General features: G+C 63.4%; 23 protein-coding genes and 1 pseudogene. 17 read left to right on the top strand and 7 right to left on the bottom strand.

Going from position 1 to position 23906, the window contains the following annotated elements; all coding sequences use genetic code 11:
- Positions 1 to 44 precede the first annotated feature (44 nt).
- Positions 45 to 1753: pseudogene (locus JKP78_RS22705) on the bottom strand (S8/S53 family peptidase).
- Positions 1754 to 1898: 145 nt separating this feature from the next.
- On the opposite strand from JKP78_RS22705, the gene JKP78_RS22700 reads away from it, so the two are divergent.
- Positions 1899 to 2633, top strand: coding sequence for a secretin N-terminal domain-containing protein (locus JKP78_RS22700; RefSeq protein WP_234454688.1), 735 nt, complete (start codon positions 1899 to 1901; stop codon positions 2631 to 2633).
- Positions 2634 to 3123: 490 nt separating this feature from the next.
- The gene (aceA, locus tag JKP78_RS22695) at positions 3124 to 4449 is read left to right on the top strand and encodes an isocitrate lyase (protein ID WP_170030726.1); all 1326 of its coding nucleotides are present in this window, start codon (positions 3124 to 3126) and stop codon (positions 4447 to 4449) included.
- Positions 4450 to 4674: 225 nt separating this feature from the next.
- Here aceA and JKP78_RS22690 read toward each other — a convergent pair whose 3' ends face one another.
- Both JKP78_RS22690 and JKP78_RS22685 read right to left on the bottom strand, forming a co-directional pair.
- Positions 4675 to 4938 (bottom strand): DUF3077 domain-containing protein, encoded by a 264-nt coding sequence (locus tag JKP78_RS22690; RefSeq protein WP_200627691.1) that lies wholly within the window; start codon positions 4936 to 4938, stop codon positions 4675 to 4677.
- Between the two features lie 155 nt (positions 4939 to 5093).
- Complete coding sequence (locus JKP78_RS22685) at positions 5094 to 5336, bottom strand: hypothetical protein (RefSeq protein ID WP_200627689.1); 243 nt, start codon at positions 5334 to 5336, stop codon at positions 5094 to 5096.
- Between the two features lie 485 nt (positions 5337 to 5821).
- Between JKP78_RS22685 and JKP78_RS22680 the strand changes: the two genes are divergently transcribed.
- The 14 genes from JKP78_RS22680 to nuoN all read left to right on the top strand — a co-directional run bounded on the left by JKP78_RS22680 (position 5822) and on the right by nuoN (position 21839).
- Entirely contained in the window at positions 5822 to 6484 is a 663-nt protein-coding gene (locus JKP78_RS22680) for a lysoplasmalogenase (RefSeq protein WP_200627687.1), read from the top strand.
- Positions 6485 to 6867: 383 nt separating this feature from the next.
- Complete coding sequence (locus JKP78_RS22675) at positions 6868 to 7281, top strand: NADH-quinone oxidoreductase subunit A (RefSeq protein ID WP_003251427.1); 414 nt, start codon at positions 6868 to 6870, stop codon at positions 7279 to 7281.
- Positions 7282 to 7290: 9 nt separating this feature from the next.
- Positions 7291 to 7968, top strand: coding sequence for a NuoB/complex I 20 kDa subunit family protein (locus tag JKP78_RS22670; RefSeq protein ID WP_003251429.1), 678 nt, complete (start codon positions 7291 to 7293; stop codon positions 7966 to 7968).
- A gap of 78 nt (positions 7969 to 8046) precedes the next feature.
- On the top strand, positions 8047 to 9828 hold the full coding sequence (gene nuoC, locus JKP78_RS22665) for an NADH-quinone oxidoreductase subunit C/D (RefSeq protein WP_186686810.1): 1782 nt from the start codon (positions 8047 to 8049) through the stop codon (positions 9826 to 9828).
- A gap of 2 nt (positions 9829 to 9830) precedes the next feature.
- Positions 9831 to 10328, top strand: coding sequence for an NADH-quinone oxidoreductase subunit NuoE (gene nuoE / locus JKP78_RS22660; protein WP_003251433.1), 498 nt, complete (start codon positions 9831 to 9833; stop codon positions 10326 to 10328).
- On the top strand, positions 10325 to 11704 hold the full coding sequence (gene nuoF / locus JKP78_RS22655; protein ID WP_170030736.1) for an NADH-quinone oxidoreductase subunit NuoF: 1380 nt from the start codon (positions 10325 to 10327) through the stop codon (positions 11702 to 11704). Before nuoE ends, nuoF begins: the two co-directional genes overlap by 4 nt.
- A gap of 133 nt (positions 11705 to 11837) precedes the next feature.
- On the top strand, positions 11838 to 14552 hold the full coding sequence (gene nuoG / locus JKP78_RS22650; RefSeq protein WP_200627685.1) for an NADH-quinone oxidoreductase subunit NuoG: 2715 nt from the start codon (positions 11838 to 11840) through the stop codon (positions 14550 to 14552).
- Positions 14549 to 15556, top strand: a complete 1008-nt coding sequence (gene nuoH / locus JKP78_RS22645) for an NADH-quinone oxidoreductase subunit NuoH (RefSeq protein ID WP_186674746.1) — start codon at positions 14549 to 14551, stop codon at positions 15554 to 15556. Before nuoG ends, nuoH begins: the two co-directional genes overlap by 4 nt.
- An 11-nt stretch (positions 15557 to 15567) precedes the next feature.
- On the top strand, positions 15568 to 16116 hold the full coding sequence (gene nuoI / locus JKP78_RS22640) for an NADH-quinone oxidoreductase subunit NuoI (RefSeq protein WP_016488223.1): 549 nt from the start codon (positions 15568 to 15570) through the stop codon (positions 16114 to 16116).
- Between the two features lie 10 nt (positions 16117 to 16126).
- Positions 16127 to 16627, top strand: a complete 501-nt coding sequence (gene nuoJ / locus JKP78_RS22635) for an NADH-quinone oxidoreductase subunit J (RefSeq protein WP_170030742.1) — start codon at positions 16127 to 16129, stop codon at positions 16625 to 16627.
- A 3-nt stretch (positions 16628 to 16630) separates the two neighbouring features.
- On the top strand, positions 16631 to 16939 hold the full coding sequence (gene nuoK, locus JKP78_RS22630) for an NADH-quinone oxidoreductase subunit NuoK (RefSeq protein ID WP_008096201.1): 309 nt from the start codon (positions 16631 to 16633) through the stop codon (positions 16937 to 16939).
- A complete protein-coding gene (gene nuoL / locus JKP78_RS22625; RefSeq protein ID WP_186686806.1) occupies positions 16936 to 18789 on the top strand; it encodes an NADH-quinone oxidoreductase subunit L in 1854 nt (617 codons plus the stop codon). The genes nuoK and nuoL overlap by 4 nt, the downstream gene beginning before the upstream one ends.
- Before the next feature lie 40 nt (positions 18790 to 18829).
- Positions 18830 to 20362, top strand: a complete 1533-nt coding sequence (nuoM, locus tag JKP78_RS22620; RefSeq protein ID WP_186686804.1) for an NADH-quinone oxidoreductase subunit M — start codon at positions 18830 to 18832, stop codon at positions 20360 to 20362.
- A gap of 7 nt (positions 20363 to 20369) precedes the next feature.
- A complete protein-coding gene (gene nuoN / locus JKP78_RS22615; RefSeq protein WP_170030748.1) occupies positions 20370 to 21839 on the top strand; it encodes an NADH-quinone oxidoreductase subunit NuoN in 1470 nt (489 codons plus the stop codon).
- A 94-nt stretch (positions 21840 to 21933) separates the two neighbouring features.
- Here the strand turns inward: nuoN and JKP78_RS22610 are convergent, their stop codons facing one another.
- Positions 21934 to 22197 carry an ogr/Delta-like zinc finger family protein gene (locus tag JKP78_RS22610; protein WP_170030750.1) on the bottom strand — a complete coding sequence of 88 codons (264 nt, stop codon included), beginning with the start codon at positions 22195 to 22197 and terminating at the stop codon, positions 21934 to 21936.
- Between the two features lie 200 nt (positions 22198 to 22397).
- On the opposite strand from JKP78_RS22610, the gene JKP78_RS22605 reads away from it, so the two are divergent.
- A complete protein-coding gene (locus tag JKP78_RS22605) occupies positions 22398 to 22778 on the top strand; it encodes a helix-turn-helix domain-containing protein (RefSeq protein WP_200627683.1) in 381 nt (126 codons plus the stop codon).
- Here the strand turns inward: JKP78_RS22605 and JKP78_RS22600 are convergent.
- From JKP78_RS22600 to JKP78_RS22590, 3 genes are read right to left on the bottom strand one after another with little or no spacing between them, the layout of a single operon-like run.
- Positions 22775 to 23137 (bottom strand): hypothetical protein, encoded by a 363-nt coding sequence (locus JKP78_RS22600; protein WP_200627682.1) that lies wholly within the window; start codon positions 23135 to 23137, stop codon positions 22775 to 22777. The two genes, JKP78_RS22605 and JKP78_RS22600, sit on opposite strands and share 4 nt — an antisense overlap.
- On the bottom strand, positions 23130 to 23477 hold the full coding sequence (locus JKP78_RS22595) for a head completion/stabilization protein (RefSeq protein ID WP_200627681.1): 348 nt from the start codon (positions 23475 to 23477) through the stop codon (positions 23130 to 23132). The genes JKP78_RS22600 and JKP78_RS22595 overlap by 8 nt, the downstream gene beginning before the upstream one ends.
- Before the next feature lie 9 nt (positions 23478 to 23486).
- The gene (locus tag JKP78_RS22590; RefSeq protein WP_186686799.1) at positions 23487 to 23735 is read right to left on the bottom strand and encodes a helix-turn-helix domain-containing protein; all 249 of its coding nucleotides are present in this window, start codon (positions 23733 to 23735) and stop codon (positions 23487 to 23489) included.
- Between the last annotated feature and the right edge of the window lie 171 nt (positions 23736 to 23906).

The raw sequence follows: 23906 nt of genomic DNA, 5'->3' as shown, positions 1-23906 counted from the left end.
CGAGGGGCGCGATGTTACGGAATTTGTCTGCCAGCAGCCACCGTTCAGCGCACCCGGTCCCGGCTTTGTATGGCCAGGTCCAGTGCCCGTTGCATGTCCAGGCGCGCCGAGCGCCCCAGGTCGGGGTGGTCCAGCCGCCCGCCGCGCTCCGACGGCAGTATCGGCGCGGTCAGGTCTTCGGCATCCATGGCCTCGAAGTCCTGTTCGCTGCCCAGGGTCAGGGCGCTGCGCCGCAACAGCATGCGCACCTGCTGCGGGGTCAGGGCCGGGTTGATCGCCAGCATGGTCGCCACGGTGGCCGTGACCAACGGGGTGGCGTATGACGTGCCGCAGTGCGGCCGATCGGCGGCGAGTGGGCGAATGCACGCGGCAGCACTGATATCCACGCGCATGTCGATGTTCGAGCTGTGGCGCTTGCGGACATGCCGAGGGTCTTCGACCGGCACCGCCTGGTCACTGCGCTGATGCCCGCCCACCACCAGCAGCTGCTCGGTGACGAACGAGGAAGGCAGCCGATATTCATCGGTGCCCGACCAGGACGCACCATTGCCGGCCGAGTTCACCACCAGCACATCGGGATGCCTGGCCCGCAACCAGAGGAAGAATTCTTCGAGCAACTCTTCATAGCCACTCATCGCCAGCCCGGAGCGCACCAGTGACTCGACCTCATCCCCCTGCACGCTCTTCGTCCCGACCCGGTGGATGCCCCAGCTCCAGTTCAACACCCGCACGCCGTCTTCGACCAGGTTCACCGAGGCAGCGATATTGGCGGTGATCCCGGCATCCGAGTTGCGCCCGACAATCACCTCGAAGCCCGGACTGTGCCGGCCCAGCCCGGGCAGGAAGCCTTGCCCCCGGGCCGCCAGGATGCCGGCCACATGGCTGCCATGGCTGCCCGGGCGATCGCCGTCGGGGCCATACAGGCAGGTCTGACCCTTGTTGCAAGCACCCCGGTAGGCGCTGAATGGCGGCGCGTCAAAGTCCACCTCGCGCTCGATCACGCCACCCGTACTGGCTGCACCGGCACCCCGGAAGCAGGGATGCGGCGCTGGTAGAAGTACAACGCATCCATGAAACGGTTGGCGGCCCACTCGTCTGCCTGGTCGATGGCCGACTGGCCGCCACCATCACCCTCCTCGCCGCGTTCGGGGGCGGATTCTTCGACAATCACCGCATCCACGCTGACCTCAGTGCCGAGGCGCAGGACCAGCGCATCGCGCTGCACCAGGTCGCGCACCGGCAAGCGCAACTGGTAGACATTGAGCGGCGGGATGGCACCGACCACCTGGGCACCGTACTTGTCGGCAATGCGCCGGGCTTCGGCGGCGCCATCGTGCTTCTCCTCGATCAACAGGCTGACCAGGTCGAGGTAGGTGGTCAGGCCATCCATGTTCTTCGCCACTTCGCCAGGCCCTGCGGCGACCACGTGGCTGCGCTGTCGAGTCAGCCAGACGGCGTTGCTGGTCCGCTCTCCGTCTTGCAGCCACAGCGGCGCGCTGCGTTGCTCGTCCTTGGCCAGGGTCAGCCTGAGCATGTCGCCTTGCCGCTCGACGCCGGCCTGGGCGAGCGGCGATCCACCCAGCCGAACCGTCGGCACAACGGCACCCAGGCCCTCGGCGCGCAAGCACCAGTGCTGTGCGCCTTCGCCCAACAGATCACCGCAACGCTGCAGTTGCTTGATGCGCAGCGTGTCCGGCTGCGCCGACACGGCACTGCTGAAAATGGCCATCAGAACGATGACATGGCGCTTCATGCGATCAGCCCCCCGCCTTTCCTGTCATTGCGACTGCCCGACCAGCGCCAAGGTTCAGCGGCATGAACAGCAACTTGTGACCTGGGCCCGGCACAAGCGCTACAAATTTGCCATCATGTTGATTCCACCCGCGGAGATCATCCACATGCCGCTACGCCCCCTTTTCGCCTCGCTGCTGCTGGCCACCAGCCTTACCGTTCACGCCGCCACCGAGGTCGTGCCGCTGCAGCACCGCAGCAGCGCCGAACTGCTGCCGGCAGCGCAGGCGTTCCTCGGCAAGGACGGCAGCGTCACTGCCTTCGAGAACAAGCTGATCGTCAACGCCAGCGCCGAGCGCATCGACGACCTGCGCGCCCTGCTGCAACAACTGGACACTGTCCCCAAGCGCCTGCTGATCAGCGTCGACAACAATGACAGCAACTTCCAGGACAACCGCGGCAACGCGCGCGTCATCCACTACGGCACCAGCAACCGCGACGGTGGCATGCAACAGGTGCAGGCCAGCGAAGGCCAGCCGGCGTTGATCCAGGTTGGCCAGAGCATCCCGGTTACCAGCACCAGCACCGACAGCTACGGGCGCTTCCAGAGCAACACCGAATACCGCAACGTGACCCAGGGTTTCTACGTTACGCCAAGCCTGAGCGGCGATACGGTTCGTCTGCAAATAAGCACCAATAATGACCGTATCAGCCAGGAACGTGCCGATGTAGTGAAAGTGCAGAGCACCGACACGACGGTCACCGGCAAGCTGGGTGAATGGATCACCCTGGCCGGGTTCAACCAACAGAGCCAAGCCGAGCGCAGTGCCTCCAGCCACAGTTACAGCACCCAGCGCGGTGAAAACATGACTTTGCGGGTAAAAGTCGACCTCGTCGACTGATCCCAGGCAATTCAAGGCCTCGACCAAAGGCCTTGAAACTGACTGCCGAGTCGTATTAGACCAAAGATGTAGTAAGCACAAAAAAGCACTACAAAACATTTGACAGGGTCTTTTTGCCAAGGGCATGATGGCCTCGCTCCCGCTAATCAGGGGCCCTGGCAAGGGCCTTCGAGGCGCGCTCCTCCCACCCCTGGAGGCGTCTCGTGTCTATACGGCCCACAAGGCGGTTCGACGGGATTGCGACTGCAACGAAGAAGTTGTCCCGAGGGACGGAAGCGCATCACCGCAGTACTGGCAATCGCGTAGCACCGCAGCAAGGCAACCACGAGCCGACCTGCCGGAGTTCCTTGCGCCTGGCCTGCATCCCCTTCCCCTTCGAGCCTTCGCGTTCGCCGCCGCACTTCCTCGAACAGGACAGCCGCCAGCTTCCCTGATCGGCCCCGAGCATCAGCACAATTACCCCAAGATCGATGCGACGAGGTTTATTTCCATGGCACTGACACGCGAACAGCAAATTGCAGCCCTCGAGAAAGACTGGGCCGAGAACCCGCGCTGGAAAGGCGTGACCCGTACCTACACCGCCGCTGATGTCGTTCGCCTGCGTGGCTCCCTGCAGCCGGAGCACACCCTGGCCCGCCTGGGTGCAGAAAAACTGTGGAAGCTGGTCACCGAAGGTGCCCACCCGTCCTTCCGCCCAGAAAAAGATTTCGTCAACTGCATGGGCGCCCTGACCGGCGGCCAGGCAGTGCAGCAGGTCAAGGCTGGCATCCAGGCCATCTACCTGTCGGGCTGGCAAGTTGCCGCCGACAACAACTCGGCCGAGTCGATGTACCCTGACCAGTCGCTGTACCCGGTCGACTCGGTGCCGACCGTGGTCAAGCGCATCAACAACGCCTTCCGTCGTGCCGACCAGATCCAGTGGAAAGCCGGCAAGAACCCGGGCGACGACGGCTACATCGATTACTTCGCGCCGATCGTGGCGGACGCCGAAGCCGGTTTCGGCGGCGTGCTGAACGCCTACGAGCTGATGAAGAACATGATCGAGGCAGGCGCTGCCGGCGTGCACTTCGAAGACCAGCTGGCTTCGGTGAAGAAATGCGGCCACATGGGTGGCAAGGTACTGGTACCGACCCAGGAAGCTGTGCAAAAGCTGGTGGCCGCGCGCCTGGCCGCTGACGTGTCGGGTGTACCGACCATCATCCTGGCCCGCACCGACGCCAACGCCGCCGACCTGCTGACCAGCGACTGCGACCCGTACGACCAGCCATTCGTGGTTGGCGAGCGCACCCGCGAAGGCTTCTACAAGGTACGCGCCGGCCTCGACCAGGCCATCGCCCGAGGCCTGGCCTACGCCCCGTACGCCGACCTGATCTGGTGTGAAACTGCCAAGCCGGACCTGGACGAAGCCCGCCGCTTCGCCGAAGCGATCAAGAAGGAATACCCGGACCAGATCCTGTCGTACAACTGCTCGCCTTCGTTCAACTGGAAGAAGAACCTGGACGACGCGACCATCGCCAAGTTCCAGCGCGAGCTGTCGGCGATGGGCTACAAGCACCAGTTCATCACCCTGGCCGGCATCCACAACATGTGGCACGGCATGTTCAACCTGGCGCACGACTACGCCCGCAACGACATGACCGCCTACGTGAAGCTGCAGGAGCAGGAATTCGCCGATGCCAGCAAAGGCTACACCTTCGTGGCGCACCAGCAGGAAGTGGGCACTGGCTACTTCGATGACATGACCACCGTTATCCAGGGTGGTGCTTCGTCGGTGACCGCACTGACCGGTTCGACCGAGGAAGAGCAGTTCCACTGATAGTGGGTTGCGATTGAAGGAAGGCCCGGGGCTTGTGAAAGCCCCGGGCCTTTCTTTTTCCCATCAGGAGTACACGGAACCTGTAGGAGCGGCCTTGTGTCGCGATAGGGCTGCGCAGCAGCCCCAGCAATTTGTGCATCCGCGCCAAAATCCCGGGGCTGCTGCGCAGCCCTATCGCGACACAAGGCCGCTCCTACAGGGGTGATCGTGCAGTCCTGCGGTACCTCAGTGCTTCATGCCCAGCTCGGCATCATCCATCAGCGCCTTGGCCATCGCACTCAGGTAGTAGGCAGCCCAGATCATCATCGGCTTCTCTTCCATCAGGCAAGTGATGGTCAGTTCGCGCACATAGCCCATCAGTTCCGAAGATTGCTCGCGGGCGTCGCGACAGGGAATGCCTGGCTCGATGCGGAACAGCGGGTGGGTGCCGTTTTCGCCTTGGTAGAAGGTGGTTTTGCCGACGGTGAATTGGGTGTCTTCTGTGGTCATTGTTGTGGCCCCTGGAATTTCTCGAATGCCTGGGCGGGCCCTTTCGCGGGCGCGCCCGCTCCCACAGGTACTGTGCAAATCTTGAAGACTGTGGTGACCCTGTGGGAGCGGGCAAGCCCGCGAAAGGGCCGGCCCTGGCAACACATCAATCAGCCTTAGTGCAACGTCTTGGGTTCAGCGGGCATCTGCACCTGGATCAATGCCGACTCAAGCAAAGCCCGCAGGGCCTCAAGCTCATGCATCGAGGTCATCATCAGGATCGAGGCCGGTGATTTGGGTTGCAGCATCAAGGCCTGATGCACCACGGTCGCCGCGCACAGTGCATAGTCGGTGGCCTGGATCAGGGTGTCTTCGAGGGAATGGGTGTTGTGGGGTGGATCGGGAACAATTTTCAACATAACGACTTCCGCTGGCAGTGCCGCTACCCGTCTGCTGTCAAACAGAAGGGTGGCAGCTGTACGTGGGTTGACAGACCGGCGGAAATCGCAAAGTTCCGGCGCACGCAAGCGTGCCCGCACGTACAGCCACCATAACAATGAGCCGCACACGATTTACCGTCACAGCCTGTCAAAGCTGTATCGTTGATGAGCAACGACAGGCCGAGACTAGAGCGCTGCCAGAGCAGCGGCAACGGAAAATGCGCGGCAGGAGTATGTTTGGGAAATGGCCTACATGGAAGGGGACAAATCTGCTTTATGCCGAAATTCGGCAGCGCCTGCGCCGGCCTCTTCGCGGGCGCGCCCGCCCCCACAAGTACTGCGCAATTCCTGAAGGCTGAGGTGATCCTGTGGGAGCGGGCATGCCCGCGAAAGGGCCGGTACAGGCCAAAGCAAAACCCGGGATCAGGTCTATGCTTGTGGCAGCCCAGCCGCAAGGACCGCCCATGCCCCGTCCAAGCCACCTGACCACAATCGCCCTGGCCGCCGCCGCCCTCTATATATGTGCACTGGCCAGCGACAACACCCTGCTCGCCCTGCTCGCCAAACCGATCCCGGTACTGGCCCTGATCGCCTGGCTGCGTAGCGCTCCCGCCACACCTTATCGCCGCTGGATCACCCTCGGCCTGGCCTTCTCGGTACTCGGTGACATCCTGCTGACCATCCCCGCCGACCTGTTCGTGTTCGGCCTGGTCGCATTCCTTTGTGCCCACCTGGCCTACCTGCGCGCCTATTGCGGCCAAACCTTGCGCCCCGCCCTGCCCGCATTGCTGTTCAGCGCCCTCACCGGCATCACCCTGTTCGGCGTACTCGCCAGCCACGGCCTCGGCCCATTGCTGACCCCGGTCGCAGTGTACGCCCTGGCCATCAGCGCCATGCTCTGGCGCGCCCTGGCCCGTGGAGGCCTGGCCGCCCTCGGCGCCGGCCTGTTCGTCTGCTCCGACAGCCTGATCGGCATCGACCGCTTCGTCAGCCCGTTTGCCGCCGCACCGTACCTGATCATCCTCACCTACTGGCTCGGCCAGTGGGCAATCGCTTCATCGGCCAGTCATCGGCCAATCGGTAAAGTATTGACCCAGAGCGGTGCGAGCGGTGTCGGAAGTTGCTAGAACAGGCGTTTTTCGCGTTTGCAAGTAGGGGCAACCGCCAGATGAACTTTTCAAGGTACAGGACAGCCGAATTATCAGGGACCAGTTCAAATGATATCAATTATCATTACGAACTTTGTCCTTCGTTACCAGCGGCAAGAAACATAATTAACAAAACCGCATGCAATGCCCTAACTTCAAGGCTTTCAGCCGGTTACGCGCGGGTTTTGTACTTAATCCTACGAATAAATTTGCGACAGAAATTTTACTTGCACCGGGTTTACCCATAAAATCAGCGCGATTGATTCAGCTGCGACATTTGGTCACTGCACGTGCGACACCAGGTCGCCGCTCTACACTTATTTCAGACTGCAGAGCTGGGTCTCTGTATAAGGATTTCTAGCATGTCCGATTCGGCAGGACTCATCGCCCACAACTGGGGCTTTGCCATCTTCCTCCTGGGTGTCGTCGGCCTGTGCGCCTTCATGCTCGGCCTGTCCAGCCTGCTCGGCAGCAAGGCCTGGGGCCGCGCCAAGAACGAACCCTTCGAATCCGGCATGCTGCCCGTCGGCAGCGCCCGCCTGCGCCTGTCCGCCAAATTCTATCTGGTCGCGATGCTGTTCGTGATCTTCGATATCGAAGCCCTCTTTCTCTTTGCATGGTCTGTGTCCGTCCGCGAAAGCGGCTGGACCGGATTCGTCGAAGCACTCGTTTTCATAGCAATTCTGTTGGCAGGTCTTGTCTACCTTTGGCGCGTCGGGGCACTTGATTGGGCTCCCGAAGGTCGCCGCAAGCGGCAAGCGAAGCTGAAACAATGAGGCTTTGGCATGCAATACAATCTCACCAGAATCGATCCGGATGCGCCCAACGAGCAGTACCCGGTCGGTGAACGGGAAACCGTCACCGATCAACTGCTGGAGGACCAGGTCCACAAGAACATCTTCATGGGCAAGCTCGAAGATGTGCTGCGTGGCGCGGTCAACTGGGGTCGCAAGAACTCCCTCTGGCCGTACAACTTCGGCCTGTCCTGCTGCTACGTGGAAATGACCACGGCCTTCACGGCACCCCACGACATCGCCCGCTTCGGCGCCGAAGTCATCCGGGCCTCGCCGCGTCAGGCCGACTTCATGGTCATCGCCGGTACCTGTTTCGTCAAAATGGCGCCGATCATCCAGCGCCTGTACGAGCAGATGCTCGAGCCGAAATGGGTCATTTCCATGGGTTCGTGTGCCAACTCCGGTGGCATGTACGACATCTACTCGGTCGTTCAGGGGGTCGACAAGTTCCTCCCCGTGGACGTCTATGTGCCCGGCTGCCCGCCGCGCCCTGAGGCTTTCCTGCAAGGCTTGATGCTGCTGCAGGAGTCGATCGGCCAAGAACGACGCCCGCTTTCCTGGGTTGTTGGTGATCAAGGCATCTACCGTGCCGAGATGCCAGCCCAGAAGGACCTGCGTCGTGAGCAGCGCATCGCCGTAACCAACCTGCGCAGCCCCGACGAAGTCTGATCCAGCGACCTGCCGCCCGCTCCCCTGGAGCCGGCGGCCTGGCTTCATTCTTAACGTTGACCCAAAGCGACCGAGACCATGACAGCGGACAACGCTATTTTCATTCCGCCCTACAAGGCAGACGACCAGGATGTGGTCGTCGAACTGCACAACCGTTTTGGCGCCGAAGCATTCGTCGCCCAGGAAACCCGCACCGGCATGCCCGTGCTGTGGGTCAAGCGCGAGCAGCTCAAGGAAGTGCTCAGCTTCCTGCGCGGCGTGGCCAAGCCGTACAGCATGCTGTACGACCTGCACGGCGTCGACGAACGCCTGCGTACCCAGCGCCGCGGCCTGCCAGCCGCCGACTTCAGCGTGTTCTACCACCTGCTGTCGATCGAGCGTAACAGCGATGTGATGATCAAGGTGTCGCTCAGCGAAGGCGACCTGAACCTGCCGACCGTGACCGGTATCTGGCCGAACGCCAACTGGTACGAGCGCGAAGTCTGGGACATGTTCGGCATCGACTTTGCCGGCCACCCGCACCTCAGCCGCATCATGATGCCGCCCACCTGGGAAGGCCACCCGCTGCGCAAGGACTACCCGGCCCGCGCCACCGAGTTCGATCCCTACAGCCTGACCCTGGCCAAGCAGCAGCTTGAAGAGGAATCGGCACGCTTCAACCCGGAAGCCTGGGGCATGAAGCGCCAGGGCGCCAACGAGGACTACATGTTCCTCAACCTCGGCCCCAACCACCCTTCGGCGCACGGTGCCTTCCGTATCGTCCTGCAGCTAGACGGCGAAGAGATCATCGACTGCGTACCGGACATCGGCTACCACCACCGTGGTGCCGAGAAAATGGCCGAGCGCCAGTCCTGGCACAGCTTCATCCCCTACACCGACCGTATCGACTACCTCGGCGGGGTGATGAACAACCTGCCGTACGTGCTCGCGGTCGAGAAGCTGGCCGGCATCAAGGTGCCACAGAAGGTCGACACCATCCGCGTGATGCTGGCCGAGTTCTTCCGGATCACCAGCCACCTGCTGTTCCTGGGTACCTATATCCAGGACGTCGGCGCCATGACCCCGGTATTCTTCACCTTCACCGACCGCCAGCGCGCCTACACCGTGATCGAGGCGATCACCGGTTTCCGCCTGCACCCGGCCTGGTACCGCATCGGTGGCGTCGCCCACGACCTGCCGCGCGGCTGGGACAAGCTGGTCAAGGACTTCGTCGAATGGCTGCCGAAACGCCTCGACGAGTACGAAAAGGCCGCCCTGCAGAACAGCATCCTCAAGGGCCGTACCATCGGCGTTGCCGCGTACAACACCAAGGAAGCCCTGGCCTGGGGTACTACCGGCGCCGGCCTGCGTGCCACCGGTTGCAACTTCGACCTGCGTAAAGCCCGCCCTTACTCCGGCTACGAGAACTTCGAGTTCGAAGTACCGCTGGCCCACAACGGCGATGCCTACGATCGCTGCATGGTCCGTGTCGAGGAGATGCGCCAGAGTATCCGCATCATCGACCAGTGCCTGCGCAACATGCCGGAAGGCCCGTACAAGGCGGACCACCCGCTGACCACGCCGCCGCCGAAAGAGCGCACCCTGCAGCACATCGAGACCCTGATCACGCACTTCCTGCAAGTCTCGTGGGGCCCGGTCATGCCGGCCAACGAGTCGTTCCAGATGATCGAGGCGACCAAGGGCATCAACAGTTACTACCTGACGAGCGATGGCGGCACCATGAGCTACCGCACCCGGATCCGTACCCCGAGCTACCCGCACCTGCAGCAGATCCCTTCGGTGATCAAAGGCAGCATGGTCGCCGACCTCATTGCGTACCTGGGCAGTATCGACTTCGTTATGGCTGACGTGGACCGCTAAGCATGAACAGCACGCTTATCCAGACAGACCGTTTCGCCCTGAGCGAAACCGAGCGCTCGGCCATCGAGCACGAAATGCATCACTACGAGGACCCGCGCGCGGCGTCCATCGAAGCCCTGAAGATCGTCCAGAAGGAACGTGGCTGGGTACCGGACGGTGCCATCCACGCCATCGGCGAAGTACTGGGCATCCCGGCCAGCGACGTCGAGGGTGTGGCCACCTTCTACAGCCAGATCTTCCGTCAGCCGGTCGGCCGCCACATCATCCGCGTGTGCGACAGCATGGTCTGCTACATCGGCGGCCATGAGTCGGTGGTCAGCCAGATCCAGAGCGAGCTGGGCATCGGCCTCGGCCAGACCACCGCCGACGGTCGCTTCACCCTGTTGCCGGTGTGCTGCCTGGGCAACTGCGACAAGGCCCCGGCGCTGATGATCGATGACGACACCTTCGGTGACGTGCAGCCGGCTGGCGTTTCCAAACTGCTGGAGGGTTACGTATGACCATTACTTCCTTCGGCCCGGCCAACCGCATCGCGCGCACGGCCGAAACCCACCCTCTGACCTGGCGCCTGCGTGACGACGGCGAGCCGGTATGGCTTGCCGAGTACGAATCGAAGAACGGCTACGCTGCTGCCCGCAAGGCGCTGGCGCAGATGTCGGCCGACGACATCGTGCAAAGCGTCAAGGACTCCGGCCTCAAGGGCCGCGGTGGCGCAGGCTTCCCCACTGGCGTGAAGTGGGGCCTGATGCCCAAAGACGAATCCATGAACATCCGCTACCTGCTGTGCAACGCGGACGAAATGGAGCCGAACACCTGGAAGGACCGCATGCTGATGGAGCAACAGCCCCATCTGCTGGTCGAGGGCATGCTGATCAGCGCCCGCGCCCTGAAGGCCTACCGTGGCTACATCTTCCTGCGTGGCGAATACACCACCGCAGCGAAAAACCTCAACCGCGCCATCGAGGAAGCCAAGGCCGCCGGCCTGCTGGGCAAGAACATCCTCGGCAGCGGCTTCGATTTCGAGCTGTTTGTGCACACCGGTGCCGGCCGCTACATCTGCGGTGAAGAAACCGCGCTGATCAACTCGCTGGAAGGCCGCCGCGCCAACCCGCGCTCGAAGCCGCCCTTCCCTGCCGCCGTGGGCGTGTGGGGCAAGCCGACCTGCGTCAACAACGTCGAAACCCTGTGCAACGTGCCGGCCATCGTCGCCAACGGCAACGACTGGTACAAGTCGCTGGCCCGCGAAGGCAGCGAAGACCACGGCACCAAGCTGATGGGCTTCTCCGGCAAGGTGAAGAACCCGGGCCTGTGGGAACTGCCGTTCGGCGTCACCGCCCGCGAGCTGTTCGAAGACTACGCCGGCGGCATGCGCGACGGCTTCAAGCTCAAGTGCTGGCAGCCAGGCGGCGCCGGTACCGGCTTCCTGCTGCCCGAGCACCTCGACGCGCAGATGTACGCCGGTGGCATCGCCAAGGTCGGCACCCGCATGGGTACCGGCTTGGCAATGGCGGTGGACGACAGCATCAACATGGTTTCGCTGCTGCGCAACATGGAAGAGTTCTTCGCCCGCGAGTCGTGCGGCTGGTGCACGCCTTGCCGTGACGGCCTGCCGTGGAGCGTGAAGATGCTGCGCGCACTGGAAAAAGGCCAGGGCCGCGCCGAAGACATCGAGACGCTGCTGGGCCTGGTCAACTTCCTCGGCCCAGGCCGCACCTTCTGTGCTCACGCACCGGGTGCCGTCGAGCCGTTGGGCAGTGCCATCAAATACTTCCGCTCCGAGTTCGAGGCCGGGGTCGCTCCAGCATCCGCTGGCGACACCCTGCGCCCGGACCTGGCCAAGCCAATCCAGGCCGGGCCGATCGTGGTCGGCGCATAACAAGATGATTAGGCGAGTGGTCCGTGCCACTCGCCAGCTTGCCGACAGGCCCGATTCATTCGTGGCGTGTCGCAAGCTCACCGATTTCCATTAGCCACGCCCGCTCACGCGGGCCAACGAAGAACTTTGAACAATGGCCACTATCCACGTAGACGGCAAAGCGCTCGAAGTCAACGGTGCAGACAACCTGTTACAGGCCTGTCTGTCGCTCGGCCTCGACATCCCTTATTTCTGCTGGCACCCGGCGCTCGGTAGCGTTGGCGCCTGCCGGCAATGCGCGGTCAAGCAGTACACCGACGAGAACGACACCCGTGGTCGTATCGTCATGTCCTGCATGACCCCTGCCTCCGACGGCACCTGGATCTCCATCGACGATGAAGAGTCCAAGGCGTTCCGCGCCAGCGTCGTCGAATGGCTGATGACCAACCACCCGCACGACTGCCCGGTGTGCGAGGAAGGCGGTCACTGCCACCTGCAGGACATGACGGTAATGACCGGCCACAACGAGCGCCGCTACCGTTTCACCAAGCGTACCCACCAGAACCAGGACCTCGGCCCGTTCATCGCCCATGAGATGAACCGCTGCATCGCCTGCTACCGCTGCGTGCGCTACTACAAGGACTATGCCGGTGGTACCGACCTGGGCGTATACGGCGCCCACGACAACGTGTACTTCGGCCGCGTCGAAGACGGCGTGCTGGAAAGCGAATTCTCCGGCAACCTGACCGAGGTCTGCCCGACCGGCGTGTTCACCGACAAGACCCACTCCGAGCGCTACAACCGCAAGTGGGACATGCAGTTCGCCCCGAGCATCTGCCACGGTTGCTCCAGCGGCTGCAACATCAGCCCGGGCGAGCGCTACGGCGAACTGCGCCGGGTGGAAAACCGCTTCAACGGTTCGGTCAACCAGTACTTCCTGTGCGACCGTGGCCGCTTCGGCTACGGCTACGTCAACCGCAAGGATCGCCCACGCCAGCCACAACTGGCCGACGGCACCAAGCTGAGCCTGGACGCTGCCCTGGACAAGGCCGCCGACCTGCTGCGCGGGCGTACCATCGTCGGTATCGGCTCGCCGCGCGCCAGCCTGGAAAGCAACTACGGCCTGCGTGAGCTGGTCGGCGCCGAGTACTTCTACTCGGGTATGGAAGCCGGCGAGCTGGCCCGCGTCCGCCTGGCCCTCGACGTGCTGAACAACAGCCCGCTGCCAGTGCCGACCCTGCGCGACATCGAAGACCACGACGCCGTGTTCGTGCTCGGCGAAGACCTGACCCAGACCGCTGCCCGCGTCGCCCTGGCCGTGCGCCAGGCCACCAAGGGCAAGGCCGAGGCCATGGCCGAAGCGATGAAGGTGCAGCCGTGGCTCGACGCGGCAGTGAAGAACATCGGCCAGCACGCGCTGTACCCGCTGTTCATCGCTTCGCTGGCGGAGACCAAGCTGGACGACGTCGCCGAAGAATGCGTGCACGCTGCCCCGGCCGACCTGGCCCGCATCGGTTTCGCCGTGGCCCACGCCATCGACCCGAGCGCGCCTGCCGTTGCTGGCCTGGACGCCGAAGCGCAAGCGCTGGCCCAGCGCATCGCCGACGCCCTGGTCGCTGCCCAGCGCCCACTGGTGGTCGCCGGTACCTCGCTGGCCGACCCGGCGCTGATCGAAGCCGCCGCCAACATCGCCAAGGCCCTGAAACTGCGCGAGAAGAACGGTTCGCTGAGCCTGGTGGTGCCTGAAGCCAACAGCCTCGGCATGGCCATGCTCGGTGGCGAGTCCGTCGACGCTGCGCTGGACGCCGTCATCAACGGCAAGGCCGACGCCATCGTGGTGCTGGAAAACGACCTGTACGCCCGCGTACCGGCCGCCAAGGTCGACGCAGCCCTGGCCGCAGCCAAGGTGGTGATCGTTGCCGACCATTCGAAAACCGCGACCGTCGACCGCGCCCACCTGGTGCTGCCAGCCGCCTCGTTCGCCGAAGGCGACGGTACCCTGGTCAGCCAGGAAGGCCGTGCCCAGCGCTTCTTCCAGGTATTCGACCCGCAATACCTGGACAGCAGCATCCTGGTTCACGAAGGCTGGCGCTGGATGCACGCCCTGCGTGCCACCCTGCTGAACAAGCCGGTCGACTGGACCCAGCTGGACCACGTCACCAGCGCCTGCGCCGAAGCCGCCCCGCAACTGGCCGGCATCGTCAACGCCGCGCCGTCTGCCGCGTTCCGCATCAAGGGCCTGAAGCTGGCCCGCGAACCGCTGCGCTATTCCGGCCGTACCGCCATGCGCGCCAACATCAGCGTGCACGAGCCGCGTACCCCGCAGGACAAGGACACCGCGTTCGCCTTCTCCATGGAAGGCTACTCGGGCTCCGCCGAACCGCGTCAGCAGGTGCCGTTCGCCTGGTCGCCGGGCTGGAACTCGCCGCAGGCCTGGAACAAGTTCCAGGACGAGGTCGGTGGCCACCTGCGCGCCGGTGACCCGGGCGTGCGCCTGATCGAATCGCAAGGCGACCGCCTGAACTGGTTCACCCGCATTCCGGGGGCCTTCAACCCGGCCCGTGGCAGCTGGACTGCGGTGCCGTTCTTCCACCTGTTCGGCAGCGAAGAAAGCTCCTCGCGCGCCGCCCCGGTGCAAGAGCGCATCCCGGCTGCCTACGTGGCCCTGGGCAAGTCCGAAGCCGACCGCCTGGGTGTCAACGACGGCGCCCTGCTGAGCCTGACGGTCGGCGGTGTGGCCCTGCGCCTGCCGCTGCGCATCAATGAACAGCTGGGCGCTGGCCTGGTCGCATTGCCGAAAGGCCTGGCCGGCATTCCGCCGGCCATCTTCGGTGCATCCGTCGAAGGTCTGCAGGAGGCAGCACAATGAGCTGGTTCACCCCCGAAGTGATCGATGTGATCCTCTCCGTGCTGCGGGCCATCGTGGTCCTGCTGGCGGTGGTGGTCTGCGGTGCGCTGCTCAGCTTCGTCGAGCGTCGCCTGCTGGGCTGGTGGCAGGACCGTTACGGTCCGAACCGAGTCGGCCCGTTCGGCATGTTCCAGATCGCTGCCGACATGCTGAAGATGTTCTTCAAGGAAGACTGGAACCCACCCTTCGTCGACCGCGTGATCTTCACCCTGGCACCGGTGGTGGCCATGAGCGCCCTGCTGATCGCCTTCGTGGTCATCCCGATCACCCCGACCTGGGGCGTCGCCGACCTGAACATCGGCCTGCTGTTCTTCTTCGCCATGGCCGGCCTGTCGGTGTACGCGGTGCTGTTCGCCGGCTGGTCGTCGAACAACAAGTACGCCCTGCTGGGCAGCTTGCGCGCCTCGGCCCAGACCGTGTCGTACGAAGTGTTCCTGGGCCTGGCGCTGATGGGCGTGGTGGTGCAGGTGGGCTCGTTCAACATGCGCGACATCGTCGACTACCAGGCACAGAACCTGTGGTTCATCATTCCGCAGTTCTTCGGCTTCTGCACCTTCTTCATCGCTGGCGTCGCCGTGACCCACCGTCACCCGTTCGACCAGCCGGAAGCGGAACAGGAACTGGCCGACGGCTACCACATCGAGTATGCCGGCATGAAATGGGGCATGTTCTTCGTCGGTGAGTACATCGGCATCATCCTCATCTCGGCGCTGCTGGTGACCCTGTTCTTCGGCGGCTGGCACGGCCCGTTCGGCATCCTGCCGCAGCTGTCGTTCCTGTGGTTCGCGCTGAAGACCGCGTTCTTCATCATGCTGTTCATCCTGCTGCGCGCCTCGATCCCGCGCCCACGCTATGACCAGGTGATGGACTTCAGCTGGAAGTTCTGCCTGCCGCTGACCCTGATCAATTTGCTGGTGACCGCTGCGCTCGTGCTCTACAACGCGCCAGCCGTCGCGGCCCAGTGAGGATTTGACCCATGTTCAAGTATATCGGCGACATCGTTAAGGGCACCGGCACCCAGCTGCGCAGCCTGGCCATGGTGTTCTCCCACGGGTTCCGCAAGCGCGATACCCTGCAGTACCCCGAAGAACCCGTGTACCTGCCGCCGCGCTACCGCGGCCGCATCGTCCTCACCCGCGACCCCGATGGCGAGGAGCGCTGCGTGGCGTGCAACCTCTGCGCGGTGGCCTGCCCGGTCGGCTGCATCTCGCTGCAGAAGGCCGAGACCGAGGACGGCCGCTGGTACCCGGAGTTCTTCCGCATCAACTTCTCGCGCTGCATCTTCTGCGGCCTGTGTGAAGAAGCGTGCCCGACCACCGCGATCCAGCTGACTCCGGATTTCGAAATGGCCGAGTTCAAGCGTCAGGACCTGGTGTACGAGAAAGAAGATCTGCTGATCTCCGGCCCCGGCAAGAACCCTGACTACAACTTCTACCGTGTTGCGGGTATGGCGATCGCTGGCAAGCCGAAAGGCGCTGCGCAGAACGAAGCCGAGCCGATCAACGTGAAGAGCTTGCTCCCATAAGGACAGAAAGATGGAATTCGCTTTCTACTTCGCATCCGGGATCGCCGTGCTCTCCACCCTTCGGGTGGTGACCGGTACCAACCCCGTGCACGCCTTGCTTTACCTGATCATTTCGCTGATTTCCGTGGCCATGATCTTCTTCGCCCTGGGTGCGCCGTTCGCCGGCGCCCTGGAAGTGATCGCCTACGCCGGCGCCATCATGGTGCTGTTCGTGTTCGTGGTGATGATGCTCAACCTCGGGCCGGCTTCGGTCGCCCAGGAACGCGGCTGGCTCAAGCCCGGCATCTGGGCCGGGCCGGTGATCCTCGCCGCCCTGCTGCTGCTGGAGCTGCTGTACGTGCTGTTCGTCGCCCCGAGCGGCGCCGCCATCAGCGGTACCACCGTGGGCCCGAAAGCCGTGGGCATCAGCCTGTTCGGCCCGTACCTGCTGGTGGTCGAACTGGCTTCGATGCTGCTGCTGGCTGCAGCCGTCACCGCCTTCCACCTGGGCCGCAACGAGGCGAAGGAGTAAATCATGGGTGCTATCCCTCTCGAGCATGGTCTGGCGGTCGCCGGCATCCTGTTCTGCTTAGGTCTGGTTGGCCTGATGGTCCGCCGCAACATCCTCTTCGTGCTCATGAGCCTGGAAGTCATGATGAACGCCTCTGCCCTGGCGTTCATCGTCGCCGGTGCCCGTTGGGTCCAGCCCGACGGCCAGGTGATGTTCATTCTGGTGATCAGCCTGGCGGCCGCCGAGGCCAGTATCGGCCTGGCCATCCTGCTGCAGCTGTATCGCCGCTTCCACACTCTCGACATCGATGCTGCCAGTGAGATGCGCGGATGAACCTTCTCTTCCTGACTTTCGTCTTCCCCCTCCTTGGCTTCCTGCTGCTGTCGTTCTCGCGCGGGCGCTTCTCGGAGAACCTGTCGGCCCTGATCGGCGTCGGCTCGGTGGGCCTGTCGGCCGCCGTGGCTGCCTACGTCATCTGGCAATTCAACGTTGCCCCGCCGGAAGGCGGCGCGTACAGCCAGCTGCTGTGGCAGTGGATGTCGGTGGACGGCTTCGCGCCGAACTTCACCCTGTACCTGGACGGCCTGTCGGTGACCATGCTCGGCGTGGTCACCGGTGTCGGCTTCCTGATCCACCTGTTCGCCTCCTGGTACATGCGTGGCGAAGCCGGTTACTCGCGCTTCTTCGCGTACACCAACCTGTTCATCGCCAGCATGCTGTTCCTGGTGCTGGGCGATAACCTGCTGTTCATCTACTTCGGCTGGGAAGGCGTGGGCCTGTGCTCGTACCTGTTGATCGGTTTCTACTACAGCAACCGCAACAACGGTAACGCGGCACTCAAGGCCTTCATCGTCACCCGCATCGGCGACGTGTTCATGGCCATCGGCCTGTTCATCCTGTTCGCCCAGCTGGGTACCCTGAACGTGCAGCAGCTGCTGGTGCTGGCTCCGCAGAAGTTCCAGGCTGGCGACACCTGGATGGTCCTGGCCACGCTGATGCTGCTGGGTGGTGCGGTCGGTAAATCGGCGCAGCTGCCACTGCAGACCTGGCTGGCCGACGCGATGGCCGGCCCCACTCCGGTCTCGGCACTGATCCACGCGGCAACCATGGTGACCGCGGGCGTGTACCTGATCGCCCGTACCAACGGCCTGTTCCTGCTGGCCCCGGACATCCTGCACCTGGTCGGCGTGGTCGGTGGCGTGACCCTGGTACTGGCCGGCTTCGCCGCGCTGGTGCAGACCGACATCAAGCGTATCCTCGCCTACTCGACCATGAGCCAGATCGGCTATATGTTCCTGGCCCTGGGCGTGGGTGCCTGGGACGCGGCGATCTTCCACCTGATGACCCACGCCTTCTTCAAGGCCCTGCTGTTCCTGGCTTCCGGTGCGGTGATCGTTGCCTGCCACCACGAGCAGGACATCTTCAAGATGGGCGGCCTGTGGAAGAAACTGCCGCTGGCCTACGCCAGCTTCGTGGTCGGTGGTGCTGCCCTGGCCGCCCTGCCGATCGTGACCGTGGGCTTCTACTCCAAGGACGAGATCCTCTGGGAAGCCTTCGCCAGCGGCAACACCGGCCTGCTGTATGCCGGCCTGGTCGGCGCGTTCATGACCTCGCTGTACACCTTCCGCCTGATCTTCATCGCCTTCCACGGCGAAGCCAAGACCGAAGCCCACGCCGGCCACGGCATCAGCCACTGGCTGCCGCTGGGCGTGCTGATCGTGCTGTCGACCTTCGTCGGCGCCTGGATCACCCCGCCGCTGGCAGGCGTGCTGCCGGAAAGCGCCGGCCACGCCGGTGGCGAAGCCAAGCACGCGCTGGAGATCACCTCGGGTGCCATCGCCATCGCCGGTATCCTGCTGTCGGCCCTGCTGTTCCTGGGCAAGCGCCGCTTCGTCAGCGCCGTGGCCAACAGTGGCATCGGCCGTGTCCTGTCGGCCTGGTGGTTCGCTGCCTGGGGCTTCGACTGGATCTACGACAAGCTCTTTGTCAAACCGTACCTGCTGATCAGCCATATCCTGCGCAAGGACCCGGTTGACCGCACCATCGGCCTGATTCCTCGGATGGCGCGTGGCGGCCACGTCGCCATGAGCAAGACCGAGACTGGCCAGCTGCGCTGGTACACCGCCTCTATCGCCGTGGGTGCCGTGCTGGTGCTCGGTGCCGTGGTAGTGGCTGCGGTATGACTATGAATCTTGCGACTTTGCCAAAGGAAACCAACCCGTCATGATTTTGCCTTGGCTGATCCTGATCCCCTTCATCGGCGGCTTCCTGTGCTGGCTGGGTGAGCGCTTCGGCGCCACTCTGCCGCGCTGGATCGCGCTGCTGACCATGTCCCTGCTGCTCGGCATCGGCCTGTGGCTGTGGGCTAACGGCGACTACACCCTCGCCCCCGCTCCGGGCGCCGAGCCGGCCTGGGCCCTGGAATACAAAGTCCAGTGGATCCAGCGCTTCGGCATCAGCATCCACCTGGCCCTCGACGGCCTGTCGCTGCTGATGATCCTGCTCACCGGCCTGCTCGGTGTGCTGTCGGTACTGTGCTCCTGGAAGGAAATCCAGCGCCACGTCGGCTTCTTCCACCTCAACCTGATGTGGATCCTCGGCGGCGTGGTCGGTGTGTTCCTGGCCCTGGACCTGTTCCTGTTCTTCTTCTTCTGGGAAATGATGCTGGTGCCGATGTACTTCCTCATCGCGCTCTGGGGTCACAGCTCGGCAGACGGCAAGAAGACCCGGATCTACGCGGCGACCAAGTTCTTCATCTTCACCCAGGCCAGCGGCCTGATCATGCTGGTGGCGATCCTTGGCCTGGTGCTGGTCAACTACACCAACACCGGGGTGATCACCTTCAACTACAGCGACCTGCTGAAAGCCGAACTGCCAGCCGGTACCGAGTACCTGCTGATGCTGGGCTTCTTCATCGCCTTCGCGGTGAAACTGCCGGTGGTGCCGTTCCACTCCTGGCTGCCTGACGCCCACGCCCAGGCGCCGACCGCAGGTTCGGTGGACCTCGCTGGTATCTTGCTGAAGACCGCGGCCTACGGCCTGCTGCGCTTCGCCCTGCCGCTGTTCCCGAATGCCTCGGCCGAGTTCGCGCCAATCGCCATGACCCTGGGCCTGATCGGTATCTTCTACGGTGCCTTCCTGGCCTTCGCGCAAACCGACATCAAGCGCCTGGTGGCCTTCTCCAGCGTCTCGCACATGGGCTTCGTGCTGATCGGTATCTACTCCGGCAGCCAGCAGGCCCTGCAAGGCGCGGTGATCCAGATGTTGGCCCACGGCCTGTCGGCTGCCGCGCTGTTCATCCTGGCCGGCCAGCTGTACGAGCGCCTGCACACCCGTGACATGCGCGAAATGGGCGGCCTGTGGCACCGCATCGCCTACCTGCCGGCCATCAGCCTGTTCTTCGCCGCCGCCTCCCTGGGCCTGCCCGGCACCGGCAACTTCGTCGGCGAATTCCTGATCCTGATCGGCAGCTTCGCCAGCGTGCCGTGGATCACCGTGATCGCCACCACTGGCCTGGTGTTCGGTTCGGTGTACTCGCTGATCATGATCCACCGCGCCTACTTCGGCCCGGCCAAGGCCGACAACGTGCTGGCCGGCATGGACGGTCGCGAGCTGATCATGGTCCTGGGTCTGGCAGTACTGCTGATCCTGCTGGGCGTGTATCCGCAGCCGTTCCTCGACACCTCTGCCGCCACCATGAGTGGTGTGCAGCAGTGGCTCGGTTCCGCTTTCACTCAACTCGCTTCGGCCCGGTAAGAGCGCTATGGAATTCACCACTCAACACTTCATCGCATTGGCGCCGATGCTGATCACCACCATCACCACGGTGGTGGTGATGCTGGCGATCGCCTGGAAGCGCAACCACTCGCAGACCTTCCTGCTGTCCACCGTGGGCCTCAACCTGGCCCTGCTGTCGATCCTGCCGGCGCTGAAGGTCGCGCCGCTGGCGGTCACCTCGCTGGTGACCATCGACAAGTTCGCCTGCCTGTACATGGCGATCATGCTGGTGGCGACGCTGGCTTGCGTCACCCTCGCCCACGCCTACCTCGGCGAAGGCTCCAAGGGCTTCCCGGGCAACCGTGAAGAACTCTACCTGCTGCTGCTGATGTCGGCCCTCGGCGGCCTGGTGCTGGTCAGCGCCAACCACCTGGCCGGCCTGTTCATCGGCCTGGAGCTGCTGTCGGTACCGGTCTACGGCCTGGTGGCATATGCCTTCTTCAACAAGCGCTCGCTCGAGGCCGGCATCAAGTACATGGTGCTGTCGGCTGCCGGCTCGGCGTTCCTGCTGTTCGGCATGGCCCTGCTGTACGCCGACGCCGGCAGCCTGAGCTTCGACCAGATCGGCAAGGCCCTGGCCGCCACCAGCATGCCAAGCCTGCTGGCCCAGCTGGGCCTGGCGATGATGCTGGTCGGCCTGGCCTTCAAGCTGTCGCTGGTACCGTTCCACCTGTGGACCCCGGACGTCTACGAAGGCGCCCCGGCGCCGGTCGCCGCGTTCCTGGCCACCGCCAGCAAGGTGGCGGTGTTCGCCGTGGTGGTACGCCTGTTCATGCTCTCCCCTGCTGCCAGCAGCGGCGTGCTGAGCACCGTGCTGGCGGTGATTGCCGTGGCCTCGATCCTGATCGGTAACCTGCTGGCACTGACCCAGAGCAACCTCAAGCGCCTGCTCGGTTACTCGTCCATCGCCCACTTCGGCTACCTGGTCATCGCCCTGGTTGCCAGCAAGGGCCTGGCCCTGGAAGCCATGGGCGTGTACCTGGTCACCTACGTGATCACCAGCCTTGGCGCGTTCGGTGTCATCACCCTGATGTCGTCGCCATACGGCGGCCGTGACGCCGATGCGCTGTACGAGTACCGCGGCCTGTTCTGGCGCCGCCCGTACCTGACCGCGGTGCTGACCGTGATGATGCTGTCGCTGGCCGGTATCCCGCTGACCGCCGGCTTCATCGGCAAGTTCTACATCATCGCCACTGGCGTCGAGTCGCACCTGTGGTGGCTGGTCGGTGCGCTGGTGATCGGTAGCGCGATCGGCGTCTACTACTACCTGCGCGTCATGGTCACCCTGTACCTGGTCGAGCCGAACCTGCGTCGCCACGACGCCCCGCTGAAGTGGGAACAGCGCACTGGCGGCGTGATGCTGCTGGCCATCGCCATTCTCGCCTTCGTGCTTGGCGTGTACCCGCAACCACTGCTGGAAATGGTCCAGCAGGCGGGCCTGCAACTGATCGGCTGATCGCCCCGGCAAAACAAGACACCCCGCTCATGCGGGGTGTTTTTTTATCTGCCTTGTTTTCGCTGCAGGTCGTTCCATCGGGTCCAGTGGCAGCTCATTCATCAGCAGCTCCCTGGGTTACCGTCGGCAACGCCGCCCTGCGCAACTCACCATTGGCCGAAGGCAGGTAAACTTCCGGGTTGGGCATGCCGCTGGGTGAGAGTTCGTGGGTCATTTCGAATTCGGCACGCACTGACCAGCCACACGCCTCGGTTGTGCATTGCAAATAGGCAATGCGCAGGAAAATATGGCGCCCTTCGCTGGTGCGTATGCGCATCCGGCTGTGGCAATGCGGGCAAACCAGCTTGTAGGTACTCACGGCAAGTACCTGCAAGCATGATTCACCGCCAGGCTCTCTAAGAATAATCGTTCAGCTGTGTCAGTATTGGCTGCAAAGTTGAGATTATTCTTCAGTTCAATGTTTCTCATTGCAGAAATGCTCCTTAAAATGCAGGGCTGTATTCATAAAGAGTAGTTTAAGCCCATGGAATATCTTTAAACCAGTCATGGATATCTGTTATGAGTACTCATGTACTTGCTGCAGTGCTCACCCGCCTCAAGCTTCTGACCGGCGCCAAGACCGATGCCGAGCTCTCGCGCAAGCTGTCGATCAGCCCGCAGACCCTGAGCAGCTGGAAGGTGCGCGACAGCATTCCCTATTCGCTGTGCGTAGACCTGGCCCGGCAACATGGTTGCTCGCTGGACTGGCTGCTGCTGGGCGAAGCCGCCCCCGTCACCACAGCCCTGCATGACGCCGACTGGGAGCAAGACGTGCTCACGCGGCTACGCACGCTAGCGCCGGCTGATCGCCAGGCCATCCTGCTGCTGATCAAGGACAAGCAACGCATCCAGCAACTGGAACAGCAATTGAATGCGCTGGCCGGATCCGCCACCGGCTAGCCCCGGTTCCGCCAGCGCTGGATGAGCTCGCGCGGGTCCAGTGTATCCAGCCAGACCATGACCTTGAGGCTGATCGGGATCACCACCACCGCAGCCACGAATGCCGCCATGCCAGGTGTCAACAAGGGCGTCAGTGACGACACCAGCGGCTCGAACAAGTGGCCCACCCCGACGGTGACGAATACCAGCAGCAGCTTGTGGCCCAATTTCAGGCGCCTGGCGGTATTGGTGATCAACCGGTCACGCGCCGCACTCACCAGCAGTGCGCCGAGCAGCGCGGCGAACAACACATCGCCATCCACTTCCAGCAACGCCACGAGCGCGGCGCACGGCGTGTCGAACAGCTCGGCTTCAGGCATGGCTGCGCCCTCGACATACAGTGGGCAAGCACGCCGTCGACCCCAGGTTGTAGCGGACCGCAGCCTCGATAAAGCGCAAGTAGCACACCCGCAAGGCGCGCCCATGGTCATGCCTGGCGACGTCGTCGAGGCGCTTGTAACCTCGCCTGCGCAGCACCGCTCGCCAATGGGCGAACTCGCGTGCCGCGTCGATGACCGCGCAACGGGCGGCCACTGCCAGTGCGGTTTCGCTGACCGACGGCTGCAGCAGCAGCCGCTCGCGCAGGCTGCTGAGGTCTATGCGAGGCCAGAACGGGTCATGGCTGTCGGCAAAACGTGGAAACAGAGGATCACTGCCCATGTTCGCCCCTCACTGCTCGGCCAACATGCCGTAGCGAATGGCCTTGATCACTGCTGCCACCCGTGTGGGCACATCGAACTTGCGCAGGATGTTCGACACGTGAAAGTTCACCGTCGATTCCTTGCACGCCAGGATCTGGCCGATTTCCCAGGAACTCTTGCCGTAGGCGCACCACAACAGGACTTGCTGTTCACGTGGCGTCAGGCGAACCGGGGCGTCCGCCAGGGGGTGCTGCGAATGTCGTGCGTGGTCATTCATGTTTGAACTCCGCAGGTGATTGAGAGAGGCATCGCTGCCGGTCTGCGGCCACCTTACGAAGCGCCTGCCGTGCGGCTCCACCACTGCGGCTTGTAGCGAACTTTCGTACAAAACCACCTGGTGAAACCTGCGGCAAATTAGCCGGATTTCTTCGTGCTTCAAGGGCAATTT

This window comes from Pseudomonas sp. LAM2023 (genome assembly GCF_016620375.1).
Taxonomy (GTDB): Bacteria; Pseudomonadota; Gammaproteobacteria; order Pseudomonadales; family Pseudomonadaceae; genus Aquipseudomonas; species Aquipseudomonas anuradhapurensis.
This window is presented reverse-complemented; position numbering and strand designations above follow the sequence as displayed.